Source organism: Parabacteroides sp. AF14-59, assembly GCF_003479515.1.
GTDB classification, from domain to species: Bacteria; Bacteroidota; Bacteroidia; order Bacteroidales; family Tannerellaceae; genus Parabacteroides; species Parabacteroides faecis.
Window position 1 is genome coordinate 168,252 of sequence record NZ_QUHH01000006.1, and the last position, 21,038, is coordinate 189,289.

Annotated in this window: 15 protein-coding genes; 3 read left to right on the forward strand and 12 right to left on the reverse strand. The window is 39.6% G+C overall.

The features are described from left to right. Positions 1–144: 144 nt before the first annotated feature. From DWW23_RS09190 to DWW23_RS09205, 4 genes are all read right to left on the reverse strand, one after another. Positions 145–804, reverse strand: a complete 660-nt coding sequence (locus DWW23_RS09190) for a hypothetical protein (protein ID WP_122352988.1) — start codon at positions 802–804, stop codon at positions 145–147. 34 nt (positions 805–838) lie between these two features. Then, a complete protein-coding gene (locus tag DWW23_RS09195) occupies positions 839–2,746 on the reverse strand; it encodes a RagB/SusD family nutrient uptake outer membrane protein (RefSeq protein ID WP_122352989.1) in 1,908 nt (635 codons plus the stop codon). 34 nt (positions 2,747–2,780) lie between these two features. Continuing rightward, positions 2,781–5,936, reverse strand: coding sequence for a TonB-dependent receptor (locus DWW23_RS09200; protein WP_122352990.1), 3,156 nt, complete (start codon positions 5,934–5,936; stop codon positions 2,781–2,783). Positions 5,937–6,096: 160 nt separating this feature from the next. Beyond that, complete coding sequence (locus tag DWW23_RS09205; RefSeq protein WP_122352991.1) at positions 6,097–7,227, reverse strand: response regulator; 1,131 nt, start codon at positions 7,225–7,227, stop codon at positions 6,097–6,099. Between DWW23_RS09205 and DWW23_RS09210 the strand changes: the two genes are divergently transcribed. Then, the gene (locus tag DWW23_RS09210) at positions 7,206–7,676 is read left to right on the forward strand and encodes a sensor histidine kinase KdpD (protein ID WP_122352992.1); all 471 of its coding nucleotides are present in this window, start codon (positions 7,206–7,208) and stop codon (positions 7,674–7,676) included. The genes DWW23_RS09205 and DWW23_RS09210 overlap by 22 nt on opposite strands. On the opposite strand, the gene DWW23_RS09215 is transcribed toward DWW23_RS09210, so the two are convergent. The 3 genes from DWW23_RS09215 to DWW23_RS09225 all read right to left on the reverse strand — a co-directional run bounded on the left by DWW23_RS09215 (position 7,612) and on the right by DWW23_RS09225 (position 13,205). Beyond that, positions 7,612–10,134 carry a two-component regulator propeller domain-containing protein gene (locus DWW23_RS09215; protein ID WP_122352993.1) on the reverse strand — a complete coding sequence of 841 codons (2,523 nt, stop codon included), beginning with the start codon at positions 10,132–10,134 and terminating at the stop codon, positions 7,612–7,614. The two genes, DWW23_RS09210 and DWW23_RS09215, sit on opposite strands and share 65 nt — an antisense overlap. A 183-nt stretch (positions 10,135–10,317) precedes the next feature. Then, positions 10,318–12,774 carry a CoA-disulfide reductase gene (locus tag DWW23_RS09220; protein WP_122352994.1) on the reverse strand — a complete coding sequence of 819 codons (2,457 nt, stop codon included), beginning with the start codon at positions 12,772–12,774 and terminating at the stop codon, positions 10,318–10,320. A gap of 65 nt (positions 12,775–12,839) precedes the next feature. After that, positions 12,840–13,205 carry a MarR family winged helix-turn-helix transcriptional regulator gene (locus DWW23_RS09225; protein ID WP_122352995.1) on the reverse strand — a complete coding sequence of 122 codons (366 nt, stop codon included), beginning with the start codon at positions 13,203–13,205 and terminating at the stop codon, positions 12,840–12,842. A gap of 171 nt (positions 13,206–13,376) precedes the next feature. On the opposite strand from DWW23_RS09225, the gene DWW23_RS09230 reads away from it, so the two are divergent. Further along, positions 13,377–13,703 (forward strand): cupin domain-containing protein, encoded by a 327-nt coding sequence (locus DWW23_RS09230; protein WP_122353108.1) that lies wholly within the window; start codon positions 13,377–13,379, stop codon positions 13,701–13,703. Between the two features lie 61 nt (positions 13,704–13,764). Here DWW23_RS09230 and DWW23_RS09235 read toward each other — a convergent pair whose 3' ends face one another. The 5 genes from DWW23_RS09235 to DWW23_RS09265 all read right to left on the reverse strand — a co-directional run bounded on the left by DWW23_RS09235 (position 13,765) and on the right by DWW23_RS09265 (position 17,903). Further along, positions 13,765–14,742, reverse strand: coding sequence for a dihydroorotate dehydrogenase-like protein (locus tag DWW23_RS09235; protein WP_122352996.1), 978 nt, complete (start codon positions 14,740–14,742; stop codon positions 13,765–13,767). 21 nt (positions 14,743–14,763) lie between these two features. Continuing rightward, a complete protein-coding gene (locus DWW23_RS09240) occupies positions 14,764–15,432 on the reverse strand; it encodes a YggS family pyridoxal phosphate-dependent enzyme (RefSeq protein WP_122352997.1) in 669 nt (222 codons plus the stop codon). After that, on the reverse strand, positions 15,429–15,938 hold the full coding sequence (locus DWW23_RS09245; RefSeq protein ID WP_122353109.1) for a DUF4494 domain-containing protein: 510 nt from the start codon (positions 15,936–15,938) through the stop codon (positions 15,429–15,431). Before DWW23_RS09245 ends, DWW23_RS09240 begins: the two co-directional genes overlap by 4 nt. A 282-nt stretch (positions 15,939–16,220) precedes the next feature. Next, positions 16,221–16,682, reverse strand: a complete 462-nt coding sequence (ndk, locus tag DWW23_RS09250) for a nucleoside-diphosphate kinase (RefSeq protein WP_122352998.1) — start codon at positions 16,680–16,682, stop codon at positions 16,221–16,223. A 618-nt stretch (positions 16,683–17,300) separates the two neighbouring features. Next, positions 17,301–17,903, reverse strand: coding sequence for a master DNA invertase Mpi family serine-type recombinase (locus tag DWW23_RS09265; protein ID WP_122353001.1), 603 nt, complete (start codon positions 17,901–17,903; stop codon positions 17,301–17,303). Between the two features lie 279 nt (positions 17,904–18,182). Between DWW23_RS09265 and DWW23_RS09270 the strand changes: the two genes are divergently transcribed. Continuing rightward, complete coding sequence (locus tag DWW23_RS09270; RefSeq protein WP_199664130.1) at positions 18,183–21,020, forward strand: bifunctional fucokinase/fucose-1-phosphate guanylyltransferase; 2,838 nt, start codon at positions 18,183–18,185, stop codon at positions 21,018–21,020. The last annotated feature ends 18 nt before the right edge of the window (positions 21,021–21,038 follow it).

The following is a 21,038-nucleotide window of genomic DNA, read 5'->3' on the forward strand; positions in this document are numbered from 1 at the left end:
AAAGAGGCTATCAGTAACCTAAATAGCCTCTCTCCTGATTAGCAGGTATCTGGATTATCTCTCTTTCCAACTTTGTTCTGAACTAAGTTCGTATTCATAACCAATTCTTCTTTCGGGATAGGCTTGGGATAAATTAGTAGCAGTTTAATTATCTCTCCCATCACAATAAACAGGACTGAAACCTGGTTTATAAGTGATTTTATCAGGGTCTGCTTTTCCTCCAGGTACAAATTCTAATATACCATCATCTGTTATATTTTCTCCAGCATTTAATATTTGATAATATAAACTTCCGCTAAAATCTGTGATCATTATATATCGGTCATATACATTGTTACCACATTTTACGACTGTATGCAGAATTAACTCACCTGCAGACAATTCTGGTGGTATGTATGTGAATTTGAGTGCTAAAATATTGTCTCTTACATATCCTATATGAATACCTAGTGTTTTGTCGTTTATACAGATATAATTTTTTTGATATTCTGTTTCTTGAATATTTGAACTTGGATAGTAACCATGTATTTCTGGTATTATTTCAAATGGATACTCATCCTCTTTCAATTTTATTTCTGCATAAAAAAATCTATCACTACTTGATACAATAGGAGTTAATAATTCATAAGCCCTAAATGTGTAATCAGGAATTCTTTCTTGGTCAAAAGTGGATTCTTTTGAATCTTGACTTTTAGTGGAAAGAATCATATTTGATTTTTCATCTTTGCTAAATCTTGCTTCTACTGATTTTTCACATGATACAAATAGTAGAAACAAAAATATTATCTTGATATAGTTTTGCATAATTGATATATTTATTTTGTTGTGTAATAAATAGTTATTTATCTTCCCAACCTTTGTTTTGTACCAAATTGGGGTTCATAATTAACTCTTCTTTCGGAATAGGCCAGTAGTAGCGATAATCATCCCAAGGTAATGTGCCTTTGATCGTATTTTGATACGGACTTTTCGGATAGCAAATCAGGAAACCTTCGTCGTCAACGAATACGGTTTTGTTTAATTCTACTTTTACAGCAATTTCCGGTTTATCTGTATGTGTACCATCATATAAGTCTTTTACGGCGTTGAAGTTCATGCCGCGTAAAGGAACTGTCAGTAATTTTCCGGCTTTCCAGCGCATCAAATCTTCATAGCGATGATTTTCGATAGCTAATTCAATACGACGTTCACGACGAATTTCACGCAATAAAGGATTGACTGTATAGTCTAATTTTTCTGCATAAATTTTATCCAAACGAGGATCTGCTGGTTCTTGACCAACAGTTAATTTTGCTGTCGGATATTTGGAAAAATCAAATCCTGCACGTTCACGCAATGCATTAATAGTTAAATCTATATCAGACTGGGATAAGGTTCCATTCAGTTCGTATTTGGCTTCTGCATAATTTAATAATAATTCGGCATAACGAAATTCGATTGCAGCCTGGATACCATTATATAAACGGTCTTCTTCAACTACATCTCCCATCCAATGTTTAATTACCCGATAACCGGTTACTGTAGGACCACTACCTGTATAACTAAGTCCAGGGTAAGTAATACCATTTAAATCTTTATCTACAATTCCACCCTTATAAATTGTAACATGTTCTCCTGGACGACATATTGTTTGTGTTAGACGCGGATCACGATTTTCTAATTCAGTCCATTTACCATAACCGAGGAAGTTTGAATTTTTTTCGTAGTTTCCTTCACTTCCTCCTGTATAAATAGGACGACCGTCAAGGCAGAGATACTCATCAATCAAGCTACGTGTTGCACCCATTGATTGGTATGAAGAATTGTTTTGATTATAATAACGTTGTGCCGCATGGCCAACTTTATTTTCCAAATAATTTCTAGCTAATATAACTTCCGGATTGTCGGAGAGATCTGTAACAGCGAACATCTTCCAATAGGTTTCATCACCATTTTTATAGAGGGAATATTTCCCTAATAATGCCTCGCTAGCTTTTACAGCTTCTTCTAACCATTTATTAGCAGTTTCTTGTAAACCAAGTTCTGTATGATATTTACGGAAGGTACCTTCAAATAAACATATACGAGCTTTTAAGAAATTAGCTTGATCTTTATTTAACCGATCTGTTTCCTGATCAGCTTTTTCAGGTAACCAGTTTACTGCTTTATTAATACACATTAGAACAGAGTCCATAACTTCTGCACGTGGTGTACGTGGTGCATATAATTCTTCTGAATCTACATTTAAATCTCTTGTAATCCAAGGAACATCTCCAAAATAAAGTACTTTTTTATAGTATTCCCAAGCCTTAAAAAAATACGCTTCTCCCGCGTATGCATTTTTCTTATCCTGACTAAGTTCCGCTTTGTCATAATGAGTAAGGAAGAAATTTACTTTACGCAGATTCCACCAATACCAACCTGTACTTTCTCCAGATCCTGTAGGAACAATTAATTCTCCGGCTAAACTACTAAATTCGTTTCCTGTTTTGACACAGTTATCAGAATATATATCTCCATACATAAGTGGACTGCCTGTATATCCAATAGGATAATTTTTAGAATTAGACCAACCACTCTGATGTCCAATAATGTAAAGTGGATAAAGACTGTTTAACATCATCTTCAGGTCTGTTTCTGATTTCCAGAAACTTTCATCGGTAATTTCATCTAGCGGGTAGCGCTCCATGAAATCATCGTTACAACTTGGTAGTAAAACCGAAGCTATTCCAAGTGCTAATATATATTTTTTGAAATTGAATTTCATAATTGATTATATTTTGTTTTTAGATTTGTGTTACTTAGAAACCAACTTGTAAGCCAAATGCAACAGAGCGCATCATTGGATAAGCTGATGAAATCTGATCAGGGTCGTAAAGGTTAGGTATCTGGGTGATTTCAAACAGATTATAACCAGATAAACTTAAACGAACATTAGAAAGTTTAGCTTTACTAACCCATGTTTTCGGTAATGTATAACCTAAAGCTAATGTTTTCAAACGAAGATAGGCTGCATTGAAAAGATAACCACTTTGAGTTGTACCTGAAATACGTCCTGCATACATAGGGTATTTTGCATCAGTATGTTCGGGAGTCCAAGAGTTATTATACATTTCCCAGTTACCTGCATTTCCGGAACCACCCCAAAATACATTATCACTAATCCATATGTCTCTTTTACCTATACCTTGGAAAAATATATTTAAATCGAAGTTTTTCCAGGAAATGTTTCCTGTAATACCATATTGGAAACGTGGAGTTGAGTTACCAATGATTTTACGGTCTCCTGGATTTTCTACAGTTTCATCTCCTTTTGTGATTTCACCATCGCCATCTAAATCTGCATAGCGTACATCTCCCGGGTAAATAGTTGAATTAATTTTTGTTTGACTTGGGCCTATCAGAACATATTTACCATTTTCATCAATTGTAAAGTCACTCTCCTGTAAAATGCCTATAGTTTCATATCCCCAGATTTCTCCCATTTTCATTCCATCATAAAGAGATGAAAGTAGGTTGTTTTCATTGCCAGTAAATTTAACAACTTTAGATTGGTAATCTGATAAAACTAAACCTACATCGTAACGAATACCATTACTTAGCTGATCTTTCCATTTCAGACTTAGTTCCCAACCGTTGGTTTTTAATTCTCCTGAGTTACGTTTAGGAACCGTGGCCCCTAATACTGCTGGAAGTTTTGTTCCGCTCATAAGAATGTCTGTTGTACGACGAGTATACCAGTCGAAAGTCGCATCCAAACGACCGTTTAATGTGGTTACATCAATACCGAAGTCAAGTGTACTAGCTGTTTCCCAGGTTAAGTCGCTGGCTATGATTCCTGTAGGATTCATACCTTTGATCTGCTCATTGTTCATAACCCATGAAATATAACCTGCTGCTCCATAGCTGGCAATATAGGCGTAATTGGCTACATCCTGGTTCCCTAATGAACCCCAAGAACCACGAACTTTTAAATTATCTAACCAGTTACGTGTATTAGCCATGAACTTTTCTTCAGAAATTCTCCAACCGGCAGAGAAGGAAGGGAAGAACTGATATCTAGTGTCATGGCCGAAACGAGATGTTCCATCATAACGACCACTGAATTCAAATAGGTAACGTCCTGCATAGTCATAATTAGCACGTAAGAAAGCACCACGGATAGCCCAATGTTCAGCATTGTCACCTGTGTATTGAGAACCTGTTGTCATACCTAAAGTAGGAAGATCATTAGTCAAAATATCTTCAGCTTCTCCATGAAGTTGACGGTAGTAATACCATTCCTGGTTAAAACCGGCAGTTCCCGATACATTATGACTTCCAAATGCTTTGTTAAAATTGGCATAAGCATTGATTGTATAGTAATCCGAATGTCTTGTTTCTTCTCTTACAGTAGAAGGATATGTATGCGAATTGATTGTTGAGTTCCAGTTATCTACTACATAGTTACGAACCGGAATAACACGCTTTTGGAAATATTCTGTTGGGCGGTAGGATAATTCTGCTTTCACATTTAATTCAGGACAAATAGTGATAGTTGGAGTAATGTTGAATACGGTACTTGTTTTTTGGGTACTTTGTGTTGCTCCATAAGCTAACCAACCAAGAATATTATCTGTCCATGCGTCTGGAATCGGATCATTTGGACCTGTTTTAATAGGCATGTTCATATTACGAACCGGATCATTTTTCATAGCCTCCCATACGTTACCTTTTTGATAATTCATATATGGTTCGTTATAATTGCTTGTATTATATGATATCTTAGTCGCAACATCTAGCCATTTAGAAATATTGGTATTTAAGTTTGCGTTGATGTTGTAACGATTTTGGATATCGGTATTGATATTATACATACCTTCCTGACGTTGGTAACCTAAGGATATATAATAGCGAGTTTTAGCAGATCCACCACTGATGGAAATATTATGGCGTTGTAGGGGTGTCCAATTTTTTACTCCAACCTCGTAAGGATTCATATTAGCAACCCACGTCATATTGGTTGTACTTCCTTCATTATAGATCCATGCATTTTCCGGTTTTGGATCTTCCATGTATTTTTTTTTAGCTGCTAATAGTGTTTCCATCCAGGGGGTAACTGTTCCTCCTGTCATTTCTGCAATTTTATTGGTTGCGAGCTGAATAGTATAAGCGTCCAAAATATCTGGAGTATGAGAGGGCGTATTCCATTGTAGGTTTAAATTGTAAGTTACAGATGCTTTAGAATCGTTCTTTCCTGATTTGGTAGTGATCAACATAACACCGTAAGTTGCACGTGCACCATAGATGGCAGAAGCAGAAGCATCTTTCAATACAGAGATGTTTTCGATATCGCTAGGATTCATCATATTCAAATACTCTGCATCAACTTGAATACCATCAACTATGATTAATGGACTACCATTTTTTACTTCATACTTTTTGTTGTCTGAATCTAATCCTATAGACGTACCACCACGTACATTAAAAGATGGTGTTGCATTCGGAGACGCATTTGTTGCTGACACATTCAAGTTAGGAACAACCCCCTGTAAAGCCTGACCGATATTTGCTACCGGTTTGTTTTCCAGTACTTCTGCACCGACTGAAGCAACAGCTCCTGTCAAGTTCACTTTCTTTTGTGTACCGAAACCCACTACAACCACTTCTTCGAGTGCCTGAGAGTCCTCTTTTAATGTAACGTTAATAACTTTATTTCCCTTAACAGCGATTGTCTGAGTTTCATACCCCATATAGGAGAACATTAATTCGCTGTTTGCGGGCACAGAGGAGATCATGAAATTACCGTCTATGTCGGTAATGTTCCCGATTGTGGTCCCTTTTACCTGGATGGAGACACCGATCAGCGCCTCACCCTTCTCATCTTTTACATTACCTGACACAGAAATGTCTTGTGCCATTAATTGGTGGGCGAAAAGAAAAATTCCCATCAACATTGTTAAAAACTTGTTTCTCATATAAATTATAATAAATGGTTAACACTTATTGATTGACCCACTGCAAAAGTGATGAGAAATCAAGGCGAAAAAAGTCTATTTCGTTTCAAAAAAGGTTAGTTTTGTCTCTAAATAGAGATTCTGAGACTATTTTTACTTGTTAATAAAGGATATTTATTTTTTAATCTTTTAAATTATTGACGTTTCTGTATTCTTTTGGTGACATGCCATATACAGCTTTGAAGCAGGATGCAAAGTATCCGCTGCTGCTGAACGCAACCTTTTCCAGTATTTCGGAAATACTTAAATTGGTTTCACGTAGCATTTGGGCCGCAGCTTCCAAACGGAGATGCTTGATCATTTCGGCAGGAGACAGGGCGGTCAGGGTTTTTGCTTTCCGGTAGAAGTTAGCCCGGCTCATACCTATTTCTTTACAGATCATATCGACATCCAAGTCCGGATTAGAGAAATTTGCTTTAATAATGGCTGTGTATTGTTTGAGGAATTCTTCATCCTGCCGGGTTGTTTTAACACCAAGTTCATCCAGATTCAGTTTTTTCTCATATTTCCGTTGTATCTGTTTCCGTGAGGTCAATAGATTTTTTATACGGGTTTGTAATAGAGTAATGTCGAACGGCTTTATGATATAGTCGTCTGCTCCGGCCTTGTATCCTTCGGTTATTTGAGAAGGCATAGTTTTGGCTGTCAATAAAATGACAGGAATATGGGAAAATTTGATATTTTGCTTGATTTGGGTGCATAACTCCAAACCGTCCATTTCCGGCATCATGATATCGCTGACAATCAGATCCGGCGTTTTCAATGCTATTTGTTCCAATGCTTCTTTACCGTTCCCTGCTTTTAAGATGTTATATTCATTTTCAAATTGTTTTTCGAGATATTCCAATACATCTTTATTGTCTTCAACGAGCAATAGTGTTTGTGTGACGGCTGTATTTCTTTTTTTATCGTTCGGGATGAGCTCCTGAATATTTACGGGAATTATCGATTCTGTTTGTTTTATCGGGGCACTGACCGGTTTTTCCTGTACAGGGAGTAATACATGCATTCGGGTACCGGATTGAGGCATTGTTTCCGCCCATATGATACCATTATGCTGTTCTACGATAAATCGTGCTAAACTTAAACCGATACCGGAACCTGCAACCTGGTGATGTAAATCCTGTGAAGAACGGTAGAATGGCTGGAATATTTTTTCAAGCTCTTCCTGTGATATACCTTGCCCATTATCAGATACTTGTATGTGTAAATAATAGTCCTCGATGAGGTGTGAATTTTGACTTAGTTTCACACGAACTACGCACTCCTTTAACTCTTATTATCAATCCACTGGAAGATCTTTTAAGCCATAGTGCGTTTTCTACAGAGGTAAAAAACGCTTTACAACTCATGCGTAAAAATACTCAGAGATTACTCTTACTCGTTAATAATCTGATGGATGTACAAAAATACGATGCTCATAAAATGGTATTACAAAAAGAAAAATTTAATCTGGCAGAATTTATAAAAGAATTATATGATTCCTTTATATCTATTGCTAACCATCGACATATCACATTCACTCAAAAAAATGATATTCCTGACTGTTTTTGTGTCTATTATGACCGTCAAGAGGTTGAAAAAGTGCTGTTTAACTTATTGTCTAATGCTTTTAAATTCACACCGGAAAAGGGGACTATTGAGATGAAATTATCAGTACTTTCCAACGAAAGTGACTTAGTTCGTGTGAGAAGTTGGTAAATAATCTCATACGCTCCTCGTGTAATTCCTTCATTTTTTCTTGTTCCAGCTGTTTGAAACGGATATTACTTTCCAGCTCGTGGCGTACTTTCTGGTGGTAGACAAACTTGTATATAATAATACATATAACGATGATATACAGGGTGTAAGCCCACCATGTTTTATATAAAGGAGGCATGACTGTAATACTTAAAGAGGACTCTTGCGGATTCCACTCTCCTTCGCTATTTGCGACCTTTACTTTGAAATTGTAACTACCTGGTGCTAAATTACTATAGTAGGCCACTCTTCGCCCCTTTACGTAGTTCCACTCACTTTCTACTCCTTCCATCTTATATGCATATTGATTTTGTTGAGGTGATATAAAGTCTGGAGCTGTATATCCGATAGAAATATTGGTTTCGTCAGCCTTTAATTCGATAGATTTTTTATCCTCAAATTCTACCTGATTATTATTAATAGACAATGAAGTCAGATAGACAGGTGGAATATAGGTGTTTTTGTTCATAGAGGTGGGTTTAAAGCACATGATTCCTTTATTTCCCGGGAAATAAAGAGTACCCCTGCTATCGCTTGTTCCTGCAAGCAGAGTGAATTCCAGTACTTGTTGGCTGGCATTATGAACAGATATGAAACGATCTGTCTCCGGTTCGTAGTAATATAAACTATTTCCGGATAAGGCCCATAAATATTGATTTTTATCCTGTACCATGGTGTAGATATAACCATCCGTTACACCGGTGGTGTCAGTATATTGTTTGATCAGATTCATTTCCCGATCAAAACAGTAGATGCCACTACCGAAGAAAGATATCCATATATTCTGTAGCGAATCGGTTAAAATGGCGCTGATGGCTCCGGGCTTTACATTGTCATGCAGGTTAAGATCCTGTGAAGAGATCGTTTTGAGAGTCTCTTTCTTCATATCATATCTGTAAAGTTCCTGCTTGAGTGTTCCCAGAATAAAAACATCGGGTTCTACTTCTTTTAATGTGGAGACATAAAGAAATTTTCTGTTTTTTCCATCTACCGGAAATTGGTTAATTTGCTTTCCTTTATCTATCAACACTAATCCGGTACCGGAGTTGGTCGGAATCCATAGTCTACCTTTACTGTCATTCAGCAGGGTATAAATATCTCCCCGCTCACAATCAAAAAGTAACCGGTAATCTTTTCTTTTTCTGGAGAACAGGTAAACAGACCCGGTATTAGTCGCACAAAGAATACTGTCACCTTTTATGAATAAAGATTTGAATATGTTGGAACTGTAATTACTTTTATACGGTGATTTTTTAGGATAAAACTGCTGACTTTGTGTATCAGGATTATAACAGAATAATCCGGCACCTTCTGTGGCAAACCAAATATTACCGTTGTCGTCTTCTTTTCCCATACCCAGCAATCCGGTGAATTCATTGGGAGTGATTAGATAGAATTGTTTTCTGGCAGGGCTGTAGTAATTCAATCCCTTCCAGGTCCCGACCCATAATGCCCCGGCATTATCTTTGAGCAGGCTGTGAACGGAATAATAACTTAATGCTCCGGGCTCATTCGGATTGAATTTATAAGGAGTCACCTTAAATGTTTCCAGATCCAGACTATTCAATCCGGCGAAAGTGCCGAGTAATAATGTTCCGGGTTCCCCTTCAGTTATTGCCCGGACAACATTGCTGCTTAATGCTGAATTTGTCGTATTCAGATGGATAAACTTGTTATTAGCTTTGTCCAGATAGCAAAGCCCCGATGTTTCAGAAAGTATCCATAGGCGTTTATGACTATCGGTAAATAACCCGCAAATAGAACCTTTGATAAGTGAAAACGGATCATCCGGATCATGTTTATAATAATGTATGACTTCCCTCTGCTTGTTTAATACGGCAAGTCCGGATTGTGAACTGGCTACATACAAATTTCCTTCTTCGTCTTCCTGTAGGGCTTTTATGTTAGGAGCGATGGGAGTAGAGGATAGCCAATCTTTATAAACGAGTGAATCGCCCTGTTCATCATATTGGTATAGATACTTTTCTCCGGCAAATAAAAATTCTCCGTTCCGGCAGCGTAAACAACAATGCATAAAGCGGGTTTCTTTCACATGATATCGTTTGATATGCCCTGTCTCATGCGCAATTTTGTGAACCCCATTGTCTGTGATCACCCAAATATTTTTATTCCTGTCTTCAGCGATGTCCTGTACATTATTGTCAGCCAATGAACAAGAGTCTGTCGGATTGTTCTTAAATACCTTAAATTCGTATCCGTCGTACCGGTGTAAACCTCCCTGGGTTCCGAGCCATAAATACCCGTCTGTATCTTGATAGATATGAGTAACAGTGCCTTGGGTAAGTCCATCCTCTATCCCGATCTGCGAGAAAAAATAGGGGGAAATATTTTTACTGTCGGCAGAATGGAATAGCAGTGATAACAGAAGAAAGAATAATATTTGTGTGTGCTTTGTCATATTTCTTTGGTTATTTAGGTATAAGTCCGTAAATTCTTTTGATTTATATGAATACAAAGATATGTAATATTTTGTTTACTCTTCGTCAACCCCCTATTGTATTTCCTGTTAAAATGTCAAGTCCTGAATAACCCTTATAAGTTATTCAGGACTTGATAGAAATATAGAAGATGTTGTAATCTCTTAGATGAAGAGGTTTATATTGGCTTCTTCTGCGCGTTCGAGATAAGTGGCGACACCTCCTAAAGTGACATTATCCATTAATTCTTCTTTTTTCACACCCATGACGTCCATACTCATAGTGCAGGCGATCATTTCGATTCCGTTTTCTGCAGCTTGTGCAATCAGACTTTCCAGGCTATCGATATGTTTCTTCTTCATGATCAGACGCATCATCCAGCTTCCGGCTCCTCCCATATTCATTTTTGACAGTTTCAGTTTACTGCTATGCGATGGGAGCATCCAACCGAACATTTTACCGAACAGGTCTTTCGATACTGACGGCTTCTGGCGTTTCTTGATAACATTCAATCCCCAGAAAGTAAAGAACATGGTTACTTTCTTGCCGGTTGAGGCTGCTCCATTTGCAATAACGAATGAAGCTAAAGCTTTGTCGAGGTCGTCACTGAAAACGATAAGAGTTTTGTTGTCGGCACCGCCCAGAACTTTACAACTACTTTTCGGCTCTCCTTTTTCGATGGTGGCGTGAATTACTCCTGATTTGTTTTCTACTCCAACCAATTGCGCTCCGGTCATATTACACCAGGCTGCAACATCTTTTCCAAATCCTTGGTCTGTGGCCGTTATCAGTAGCCGGTCGCCAGTGTTTATTTCGGCATAATGCTTTTTTAATTGCAGAACCGGACCGGGGCATTGCAGTCCGCAGGCATCAATCCGAACTGTCTGTTTTTCGGATACTTGTGAAGGAGTCGGTCGTGATACTTTTGGGGGATCTATTGCTTTTTGTGTGCCGTTTCCCATAACAGAGATTGGTTTTGCAGAAGCTACGCTCCATGTTTTATAACCTCCGGAAAGATTTTTTACATTCTTGAAACCATGTTGTGTCAGGATACGATAAGCCAGATAACCTCGTAATCCGACAGCACAACTTACTACGATCGGTTTATCTTTCGGCAATTCCGATAAGCGGGTACGGAGTTCGTCTACCGGAATATTGATGGCATTAGGTAGTGTTCCCAGACTGTATTCATCGGCTGTACGGACATCCAGTAACAATGTATCTTTCTGTAATCCGGCAATATCACGCCAGTGTACTATTTCGACCTTTTGAGTCAGGATATTTTCAGCTACATAACCAGCCATGTTTACCGGATCTTTGGCTGAAGAGTAGGGGGGAGCATAAGCATGTTCTAGCGTTGCCAGGTCGTAAACCGTACCTTTACGTTGGATCACTTGTGCAAACATTTCAATTCGTTTGTCCACTCCGTCGAATCCGACGATTTGTGCACCTAGTAACTGACCGTTTTCCGGTGAAAATAATATTTTAACAGACATCGGTACTGCTCCCGGATAATAGCCGGCGTGTGATGCCGAATGAGTATAAGAGGACTGGTAAGTAATCCTTTCGCGTTTCAGTAACTTGGCGTTAGCCCCGGCCGCTGCAACGGTAAGGTCAAAAACTTTGGCAATGGAAGTTCCCATCGTACCCGGATATGTCTCGCGATTTCCATATACAATATTATTAGCTACGATGCGTCCTTGTTTGTTTGCCGGGCCTGCGAGTGGGATTAAGGCAGGTTTGCCTGTAACCAGATGACGTACTTCCACGGCATCGCCTAAAGCGTAGATGTCAGGATCGGAAGTTTGCATGTAATCGTTTATAGCAATACCTCCTAATGTACCGAGAGACAATCCTGCTTCTTTGGCCAGTCTGGTTTCCGGACGTACGCCTATACTAAGAATAACCAGATCAGTCGTAATCTGTTTGCCGCTACGTAGGTGAACTATTATCCCTTCAGGTGTTTCTTCAAAACGTGAGACACCATCTTCCAGCCGCAGATCGACTTGCTTGTCTGTTAATTGCTGATGTACAATGGCTGCCATAGAATAGTCCAACGGAGCCATGACCTGGTTAGCCATTTCAACGACAGCTACCTGAATGCCTAGTTGGTGCAGGTTTTCTGCCATTTCAAGTCCAATAAATCCACCTCCGACAACTACGGCGTGCCGGGGATTGCTTCTGCTGACATATTTCTTGATTGTATCAGTGTCAGGGACATTACGTAAAGTGAATATCTTATCGCTATTGATACCTTCAATGCCGGGACGAAGAGGTTCTGCTCCGGGAGAAAGGATTAGTTTATCATAGTTTTCGCTATAGGTACGAGCAGTGTTGATATCTGTTATCTCAACTGTTTTTTCTTTCGGATGAATAGCTGTTACCTCTTGCTCGGTACGAATATCTATATTAAAACGGGCTGTAAATCCCTGAGCTGTCTGTACGAACAGTTTATCGCGTTCAGCGATTGTCCCACCTATATAATAAGGTAATCCACAATTGGCATAAGAGACATACTTTCCTCTTTCGAACAGGATTATTTCTGCATTTTCATCGATTCTGCGTAAACGGGCTGCTACGGTAGCTCCACCGGCAACTCCTCCGACTATTAAGTATTTCATGTTATGGGTGTATTATTTTGATTACACATATTTGTTATTGGAAAATATATTGATAAAAAAAGGTTTTACCCTTTTTCCATGCATTGCTGCAATTTACCGAACAAACCGTCGAAACGTAGTTCGGCATTCATCATCTGTTGTACTTTCTCTTTACCTTTCGGGGTGAGGGAGAAAAACATCTGCCGTTTATCCTCTTTGCTGATTGCCCGGTGGATAAAACCTTTATTTTCGACAGAAGTGATTACCTTCGATACCCGTGAATTCGATAAACCTATATAATCACAGATCGTCCCTGCTGATTTTGCCTGGTTGTCCTTCAGGCAACAGAGTAACATCGCTTCATTGATCGTGATCTCGTGTACCTCTGAAAAAGCCTTTTCAAACTGATACAATGTTTTGTATATGTCTTTGATTACACAGATTGCTTCCATGTTGTATTTTTATTGATGGTGCAAATATAGATAATATTTTTAATATTTATATTGTTTAGTGGAAAATATTTTATTCTTCCTATAAACAGGCTGTTAAGAACAAATGTTTTTCATTTGTTGTTTAATAAAGAAAATAAGAAGAATAATTTGTAACAGATAAATTGGATGAATATGGAAAAGTTATTTCAAAAAGGAGTTGTGGTCGATCTGAGTAGTTGGGTTGATTATTCTGAAGGAGGGGTAGTCAGTAAACAAATCGTAAAAAGTGCAGCAGGTAATATCACTTTGTTTTCTTTTGATAAAGGCGAGGGATTGAGTGAGCATACTGCTCCTTTTGATGCCCTGGTCCAGATACTGGAAGGTGAGATGGAAATAGTAGTCGATGGAAATCATTCCAAGATGAAAGCTGGGGAGTCATTGGTGCTTCCTGCGAATGTACCACATGCATTAACAGCAGTACAACGGTTTAAAATGCTTTTGACCATGATCAAAGGATAAAAAGAAAAAAGAGACAAGGTTTTTTGATAGCCTTGTCTCTTTTTTCTTTATTCTATCTATATTAATCTCTGTTAGAGAAATATTTCATGAACTGTGAACGTTCATACATAGCCGGATTCGGTATGTTAGCGTAATTCAGTTTACCTTGGAATTGTGCCAGGCTTTGATAGTGTGCCTGATGCATCCATTCTTCCACACAAGTAAGTACCTGTGAGATGATTTCACCGCCATGCGTATACAATGCGCTACACATCTGTACGGCAGACGCTCCGGCTAACAGACATTTGATAACGTCTTCCCAATCATGTATACCGGTAGATGAAGCGATACTTATTCCTGGTACTTTTCCTGAAACAATGGCTGTCCAGCGGATCGTATCACTCAGGTCGGAGTGGTTGCTGAATACATTGCCAGATACTATTTGCATGTTGTTAATGTCGATATCCGGTTGGTAAAAACGGTTGAACATTACTACACCATCCGCTCCGTTTACCTTTAATGTGTTGACCAATGCCGGAATATTTCCTACATTCTTTCCGATCTTTATAATAACAGGTATTGAAACTGTTTCTTTTACTTTCCTGATGATATTCACGTAGAGATCGCGTATTTCATCCTGATTATATTCCAGGCTTGTTTCGAGGAAATAAACATTCAATTCCAGTGCATCGGCTCCGGCCAGTTCTATTTGACGGGCAAAGTCAATCCATACATCAGATTTGTAACAGTTGATGCTGGCAATAATAGGAATGGTACACTGTTCTTTAGTCTTTTTGATCAGCTCCAGATAATTGTTTACCTGGTTTGCTTTTACATATCCGCGGATATAATCGGCTGCTTCCGGATAATCAGAATCCTGCATGAGCGAATCGCTCTGCATTTCGATCTGTTCTTCAAAAAGAGATTTGAGAACGATTGCTCCGGCACCGGCCTTTTCAAATTCCTTGTTCCGTTCAGGGTTATTTGTCAGACCTGAACTTCCAACGATTAAAGGATTACGAAGTGTTAGTCCCGCGTATTGGGTTTTAATGTCAATCATGTCAGATTCAATTTTAATGTGTTAGTACTCGCGTTCGCCGAAAATACTGGTTCCAACCCGTATCATGGTGCTACCCTGGCTGATGGCGATCGGATAATCGTGACTCATCCCCATAGATAACACTGCAAAATTATCATTTCCTTTGAAATATATAGATTTTAAATCACTGAAAAGTTCATGCAAGGTGTGAAATTCCTGTTCGATGAGTGTTGTGTCATCTGTATAGGTCGCCATTCCCATCAATCCGCATATTTGAATGTTCCTGAGTTCTGCGAGTTGTTCGTTCTGCAGAAGTTCGCGGCATTCGTCAGGAGTCAGTCCGTGTTTGGTTTCTTCCTGTGCGACGTGTATTTCCAGTAATACACGGATCATCCGGCTGTTTTTCACAGCCTGTTTATTCACTTCCTGCAATAATTTAAGGGAGTCGATGCTATGGATCGTATGGATGAACGGCGCAATATCTTTCACTTTATTACTTTGCAGCGGTCCGATGAAATGCCATTCGATATCACCCGGTAGTACTTTCTGTTTTGCCGTCAGCTCCTGTGCCCTGCTTTCGCCGAAAACACGCTGGCCTGCATTGTAGGCTTCCTTCAATGCTTCTGCCGGATGAAACTTAGACACGGCTACCAGCGTGACATTTGCCGGTAACGATGCCTTGAGTTGTACTATATTCTGGGAGATACTCATGCTTCCTGTGCTTTGTCTTCTGCTTGCTTTTTCTGTTCGGCGATCAGTTCTTCTCCTGATTTGGGTGTTTTGTCGTCGTTGACGGAGAAAGGAAAAACATCCATCAACATAGTTTCCGTAACCGAAGCGATCGTATAATCGGCCATTGTTCCCTTCATACCTTCTTCCAGTACGGAGATAGCTTCCTTCAGCGTACAAGCCTGTGCAAGCATCTGTGCTGCTGTTTTCTTTTCTGCACCGCTTTTTTCGTCGAGTGTGATAAAATATACTTTAATCTTATAGAAACGGTCGCCGTTTTCATTAAAGAACAATTCGGAAAGGCGGGCACGTTTAATGTCTGTAACAGTAAATTCGCCGGAGATGAACGGACGGATTTCTTCGATGATACGGGCTTCTGCCTCGGTAAAAGAGAGGGCATCGACCAGGTAAGGTTCTGTTACTTTCTTTTGCATTCCATTCTCCAGTACTTTTTCAAAGGAGACTTTACATTCAAACCAACTGTGCATATTGTTTTCGTTTTTATTGTCTGTACTCGTGTTTAAAATACAGTACAAATATAGGTGCAATTCGGGAATAATACAACTGCAATGAATTTCTTTATTTTTTCGGAACATTTCATAGAGAGGGCTTGTTTATATGATGTAGTGTGTTTTTCATGGTATTAGATTTTTAGATTAGTAATGAGGTTGTTCATCCGGTCCGCGAGGATAGGATGAGATATCTGAAATAAAAAAGCCGGAAAAGAGATATCATATACTTTTTTCCGGCTTTTTGTTTTACTTTATATCTCAGAATTCGTCATTCGCGTAAAGACTGAGCAGGTTTTTTGTCTCATAATTAAATAATTCATCCTCGCTGAAGAATCTTTTTAATTCAATGGCTGCTGTTTCCTGTGAGTCGGAGGCGTGTACGATATTTTCCTGTACACTCATGCTGTAATCTCCCCGGATAGTACCGGGTGCTGCATTCCTGCCATTAGTGGCTCCGGCCAGCGTACGTACAACATTTACTGCATCGACCCCTTTCCAACAACAAACAATGACAGGACATACGGCCATTGCATCTTTAACCCTTTGGAAAAAAGATCTTTCTTTTAAATGGGCATAATGCTCACTTAAAATCTCGTCTGTCAGCCATGTCATTTTCATACCTTCGAGGATCAGGCCCTTCTTTTCAAAACGGGCAATAATTTCACCGATCAAACCTCGTTGAATGGTGCATGGTTTCAATATTACAAGTGTTCTTTCCATACTGATTTTTTTTATAAGGTTCTACGAATATTCCACTTTGCGCTAATTGTCCCAAAGATAGTATATTTATTTACTATTAGTTAATTTATTGTATAATAATGTGTAAAAGTAAGGTGGGAAAATGAAGTTTTCCCTATACACCAATAATTCATTACTAAAGTAAAATTCCAAAGTCTTTGTCCTTTTTATTACTTGCTGCGCTATGGATTCATCTCTTTTGTTTTTAACTCGGACTCTTGTGTCCATTATTGTTTATTCTTTGAATTCTTTCTCTTGGTGTAATTTTTACAACCTCAGATTTTTTTCCAAAAAACCATCTGTCTTATCCGAAGAGAGTCTGCATATTTGCCTTAAATGCAAAAATCATTTGAAATTAATTTTCTGCCGATCTATAATTGTATCTAATTGTCTTATAATGAGAGTGTAATTGCGGTCAAAATATCCCTTAAGAACACAAACATTATTAATATTAGAAACTTTCGTACAGGTATTCCCCGTGTATTTAGAACAAACAACTATAAATAAACAATTTAGCTTAGGATTCATTCACCGGGATTGCATTGTTTAACAATTTAGACATATATTCTTCGGGTGACAAAAAACTTAATATTTCTATAATTAGTCCAATTCCGGATTCATCCTCATGAAATCTCTCAGAGTTTGCCTGTTTACACCTAGCTTTTTACTGATGTACAGCCTGGTTTTCTTTTCTTCCAGGAGTTTGCGTATCTGACTTTCTTTACCGGATAATTTGTATTGTTCTGATTTTCCCCCTTTAGGACGTCCCAGTTTGGTGCCTTCTTTCTTTTTTCTGGCTAATGCCTCTTTGGTACGTTGTGAAATCAGGTTGCGTTCTATCTCGGCACTCAGGCTGAAAGCGAATGCCAGGATTTTGCTGTTGATGTTGTTTCCCAACTCATAGCGCTCTTTTACCGTCAGCACGAAAATGTCTCTTTCCATACATTGATGGAGGAAACTCATCACCTGCATCAGATTACGCCCTAAACGCGATAACTCAGTTGTAACCAGCATGTCCCCCTTGCGAATTTGCTTAATTAACCGGCCAAGCTGCCGTTCTGCAACATCTGTTGTTCCACTGATTGTTTCTTCTACCCAGCGATCAATACGCATGCTTTTAGCTTTTGCGAACTTTTCAATCTCAAATCGCTGATTTTCAGTACTCTGTTTGTCTGTACTGACTCTTACATAACCGTATATCATACAATTGAATATTAAATGAATAACTAAAGATACGTTAGAATACGAAATGACAGGGGGTGATTAGTAAAAACCAACGTTTTTTATCGTCAACTGGATATGTAAGTTGTTTTTCTCTACAAATATGAATATAATAATTTAAACCAATACCATCTTGAATGGTAAAATTAAATTAAAATTTAACTTCGATGTGATCGAAATGATAGGAAAAACTACTTTTGTGCTAAAGATTTGATTAATTAGACGGAAATGACTTCATTGTTTTCCGACACATATATAAATATGAAGAAATTATTATCGTTACCTCCTAATTTGGTGAACTGTTTCCACAAAATAACGAAAGTGGATGCTGATGAGTGGTTTTGTACTTCTGATCCGGTAGGTGCCCGCTTAGGTTCCGGTGGTGGGACAACCTGGCTGGTCGAAGCATGCCGACAAAAGGAAGCACCAGAAATGTCAGTAAAAGAATGGTTGGCTAAAGAAAAAAGAATATTGTTGCATGCCGGAGGACAAAGCCGGCGTTTGCCCGGATATGCTCCGTCGGGAAAGATTTTAACACCGATACCTGTATTCCGGTGGGCGAGAGGACAGAAATTATCACAAAATCTACTATCCCTGCAACTTCCGCTGTATGAAGAGATCATGCAGAAGGCGCCCGCTTCGCTTCATACATTGATTGCAAGCGGAGATGTATATATCCGAAACAGCGAACCGTTACAGGATATTCCGGAAGTGGATGTCGTCTGTTACGGATTATGGGTCGATCCCGCTCTGGCAACCAATCATGGCGTGTTTGTTTCAAACAGGCAGACACCGGATAAATTAGACTTTATGCTCCAAAAGCCGTCTTTGACTGAACTGGGACAGTTGGCTCAGACACATCTCTTTCTGATGGATATAGGAGTGTGGTTGCTTAGTGACCGGGCGATGGACTTGCTGATGGGGCACTCATATGCAGGTGAGGAAAAAAAGATGAAGTCATATGATCTCTATTCTGAGTTCGGACTGGCATTGGGAGATCATCCCCGTATCGTTGATGATGAACTGAACCAGTTGAGCGTAGCTATTCTTCCTTTGGAAGGAGGGGAGTTTTATCATTATGGGACGAGCCGCGAACTGATTTCTTCGACGTTAGCTGTGCAGAATCTGGTTCGCGACCAACGCGCTATCATGCACCGGAAGGTGAAACCTCATCCGGCCATGTTTGTGCAGAATGCTTCTATCGATCTTCCGTTGACTGCCGGAAACTCGGAGTTATGGATAGAGAACAGTTATATAGGCAAGAACTGGAAACTGGATAACCGACATATTATAACCGGTGTACCCGAAAATAACTGGAAACTGAATCTCCCGTCCGGTGTTTGTATCGATGTGGTACCTGTCGGTGAACAGGATTGGGTTGGACGTCCTTATGGTTTTAATGATCCGTTCAAGGGGGCATCTACCGATGAGAAGACTCTCTTTATGGGAGTGCCTGTTACCAAGTGGGCAGAAGAGAGAGGCATCACATTGGAAGCATTCGATGATTTGCAGAATGCTGCATTGTTCCCCGTTTGTAAAGATATAGAAGAATTAGGGCTGGTTATACGCTGGATGGTTTCTGAAGCGGAACTGGAAAGCGGCAGGGAGATATGGAAATCGTCTGAAAAAATGTCGGCGAATGAATTATCCGATCGTGCAAATCTGAGTCGGTTGTTTACTCAGCGTGAGAAATTCCGTTATACGAATTGGCCTATGTTGGCTGCCAATCATGAAAAAAGTGTCTTTTATCAGTTGGACCTGGCCGATGCAGCCCGAGAGTTTGCCGGAGGAGGCCTTGATTTACCGGCAGCACTTTCGGAAGAAATGCCTTTGATGAAGCAGATACATAACCGGATGTTCCGGGCACGTGTGTTGCAATTGGAAGGGAAACCGTATGAGGAAGAACAACAGGAAGCTTTCTCTTTGTTACGGAAAGGACTGATAGGATCTGTCTCTGGTGAAAAGCAATCTCCTTATCTGAATGTGTACCACGATCAGATTGTGTGGGGGCGCAGTCCGGTTCGTATAGACCTGGCCGGAGGCTGGACCGATACACCTCCTTACTGTATGTATGCCGGAGGAAATGTCGTTAATGTAGCCATTGAGTTGAACGGTCAACCGCCTTTGCAGGTCTATGTAAAACCTTCGAAAGAATATAAGATCATCCTGCGTTCTATTGACCTGGGAGCGATGGAGGTTGTTTCTACCTGGGATGAATTACGGGATTATAAGAAGATCGGTTCTCCTTTTTCTATTCCTAAGGCAGCATTGGCTCTCGCCGGTTTTGTTCCGGAATTTTCTGCAGCACATTATTCTTCGTTGGAAGATCAGCTGAAGAACTTCGGTTGTGGCCTGGAGGTTACTTTGTTGGCAGCTATTCCGGCAGGTTCCGGACTTGGTACCAGTTCCATTCTGGCTGCAACAGTGCTTGGAGCTATTTCTGATTTCTGTGGTCTGGCATGGGACAAAAGTAAAATAGGATATCGTACATTGATTTTAGAACAACTGCTTACAACGGGCGGAGGCTGGCAAGACCAGTATGGCGGCGTATTGCATGGATTGAAACTGCTGCAGACGGGAGAGGGGTTCAATCAGAATCCTTCTGTGCGTTGGTTGCCGGAATATTTATTTACCGATCCGCAGTACCGGGCTTGTCACTTATTATATTATACAGGCATTACCCGTACGGCAAAAAATATTCTGGCAGAGATCGTGCAGGGAATGTTCCTGAACAGTGCAACCCATCTTCGTTTGCTTTCAGAAATGAAAACGCATGCTTTGGATATGTTCGAAGCAATTCAATGCGGTAATTTTGAGACTTACGGTAAGCTTATCGCAAAGACATGGGAACAGAAAAAGGCGCTCGATTCCGGAACGAATCCTCCGGCTGTCGAAGCATTGATCACCCAGATAAAAGACTATGCATTAGGCTGTAAACTGCCCGGAGCCGGAGGCGGAGGCTATTTGTATATTGTGGCTAAAGATCCTGAAGCCGCTTTGCTGATACGTAAAAAGCTGACAGCCTCTCCTCATAATCCGAATGCCCGTTTTGTAGAGATGAGTCTTTCGGACAAGGGTTTGCAGATCAGCCGGTCATAAAGCCGACGGATATTTGCC

Bases quoted from the DNA above. Each gene is read 5' to 3' on its own strand.
- DWW23_RS09195 (WP_122352989.1), bottom strand. From the start codon at position 2,746: ATGAAATTCAATTTCAAAAAATATATATTAGCACTTGGAATAGCTTCG.
- DWW23_RS09235 (WP_122352996.1), bottom strand. From the start codon at position 14,742: ATGATTGACATTAAAACCCAATACGCGGGACTAACACTTCGTAATCCT.
- DWW23_RS09220 (WP_122352994.1), bottom strand. From the start codon at position 12,774: ATGAAATACTTAATAGTCGGAGGAGTTGCCGGTGGAGCTACCGTAGCA.
- DWW23_RS09225 (WP_122352995.1), bottom strand. From the start codon at position 13,205: ATGGAAGCAATCTGTGTAATCAAAGACATATACAAAACATTGTATCAG.
- DWW23_RS09200 (WP_122352990.1), bottom strand. From the start codon at position 5,936: ATGAGAAACAAGTTTTTAACAATGTTGATGGGAATTTTTCTTTTCGCC.
- DWW23_RS09190 (WP_122352988.1), bottom strand. From the start codon at position 804: ATGCAAAACTATATCAAGATAATATTTTTGTTTCTACTATTTGTATCA.
- DWW23_RS09245 (WP_122353109.1), bottom strand. From the start codon at position 15,938: ATGCACAGTTGGTTTGAATGTAAAGTCTCCTTTGAAAAAGTACTGGAG.
- DWW23_RS09215 (WP_122352993.1), bottom strand. From the start codon at position 10,134: ATGACAAAGCACACACAAATATTATTCTTTCTTCTGTTATCACTGCTA.
- DWW23_RS09240 (WP_122352997.1), bottom strand. From the start codon at position 15,432: ATGAGTATCTCCCAGAATATAGTACAACTCAAGGCATCGTTACCGGCA.
- ndk (WP_122352998.1), bottom strand. From the start codon at position 16,682: ATGGAAAGAACACTTGTAATATTGAAACCATGCACCATTCAACGAGGT.
- DWW23_RS09230 (WP_122353108.1), top strand. From the start codon at position 13,377: ATGGAAAAGTTATTTCAAAAAGGAGTTGTGGTCGATCTGAGTAGTTGG.
- DWW23_RS09265 (WP_122353001.1), bottom strand. From the start codon at position 17,903: ATGATATACGGTTATGTAAGAGTCAGTACAGACAAACAGAGTACTGAA.
- DWW23_RS09270 (WP_199664130.1), top strand. From the start codon at position 18,183: ATGAAGAAATTATTATCGTTACCTCCTAATTTGGTGAACTGTTTCCAC.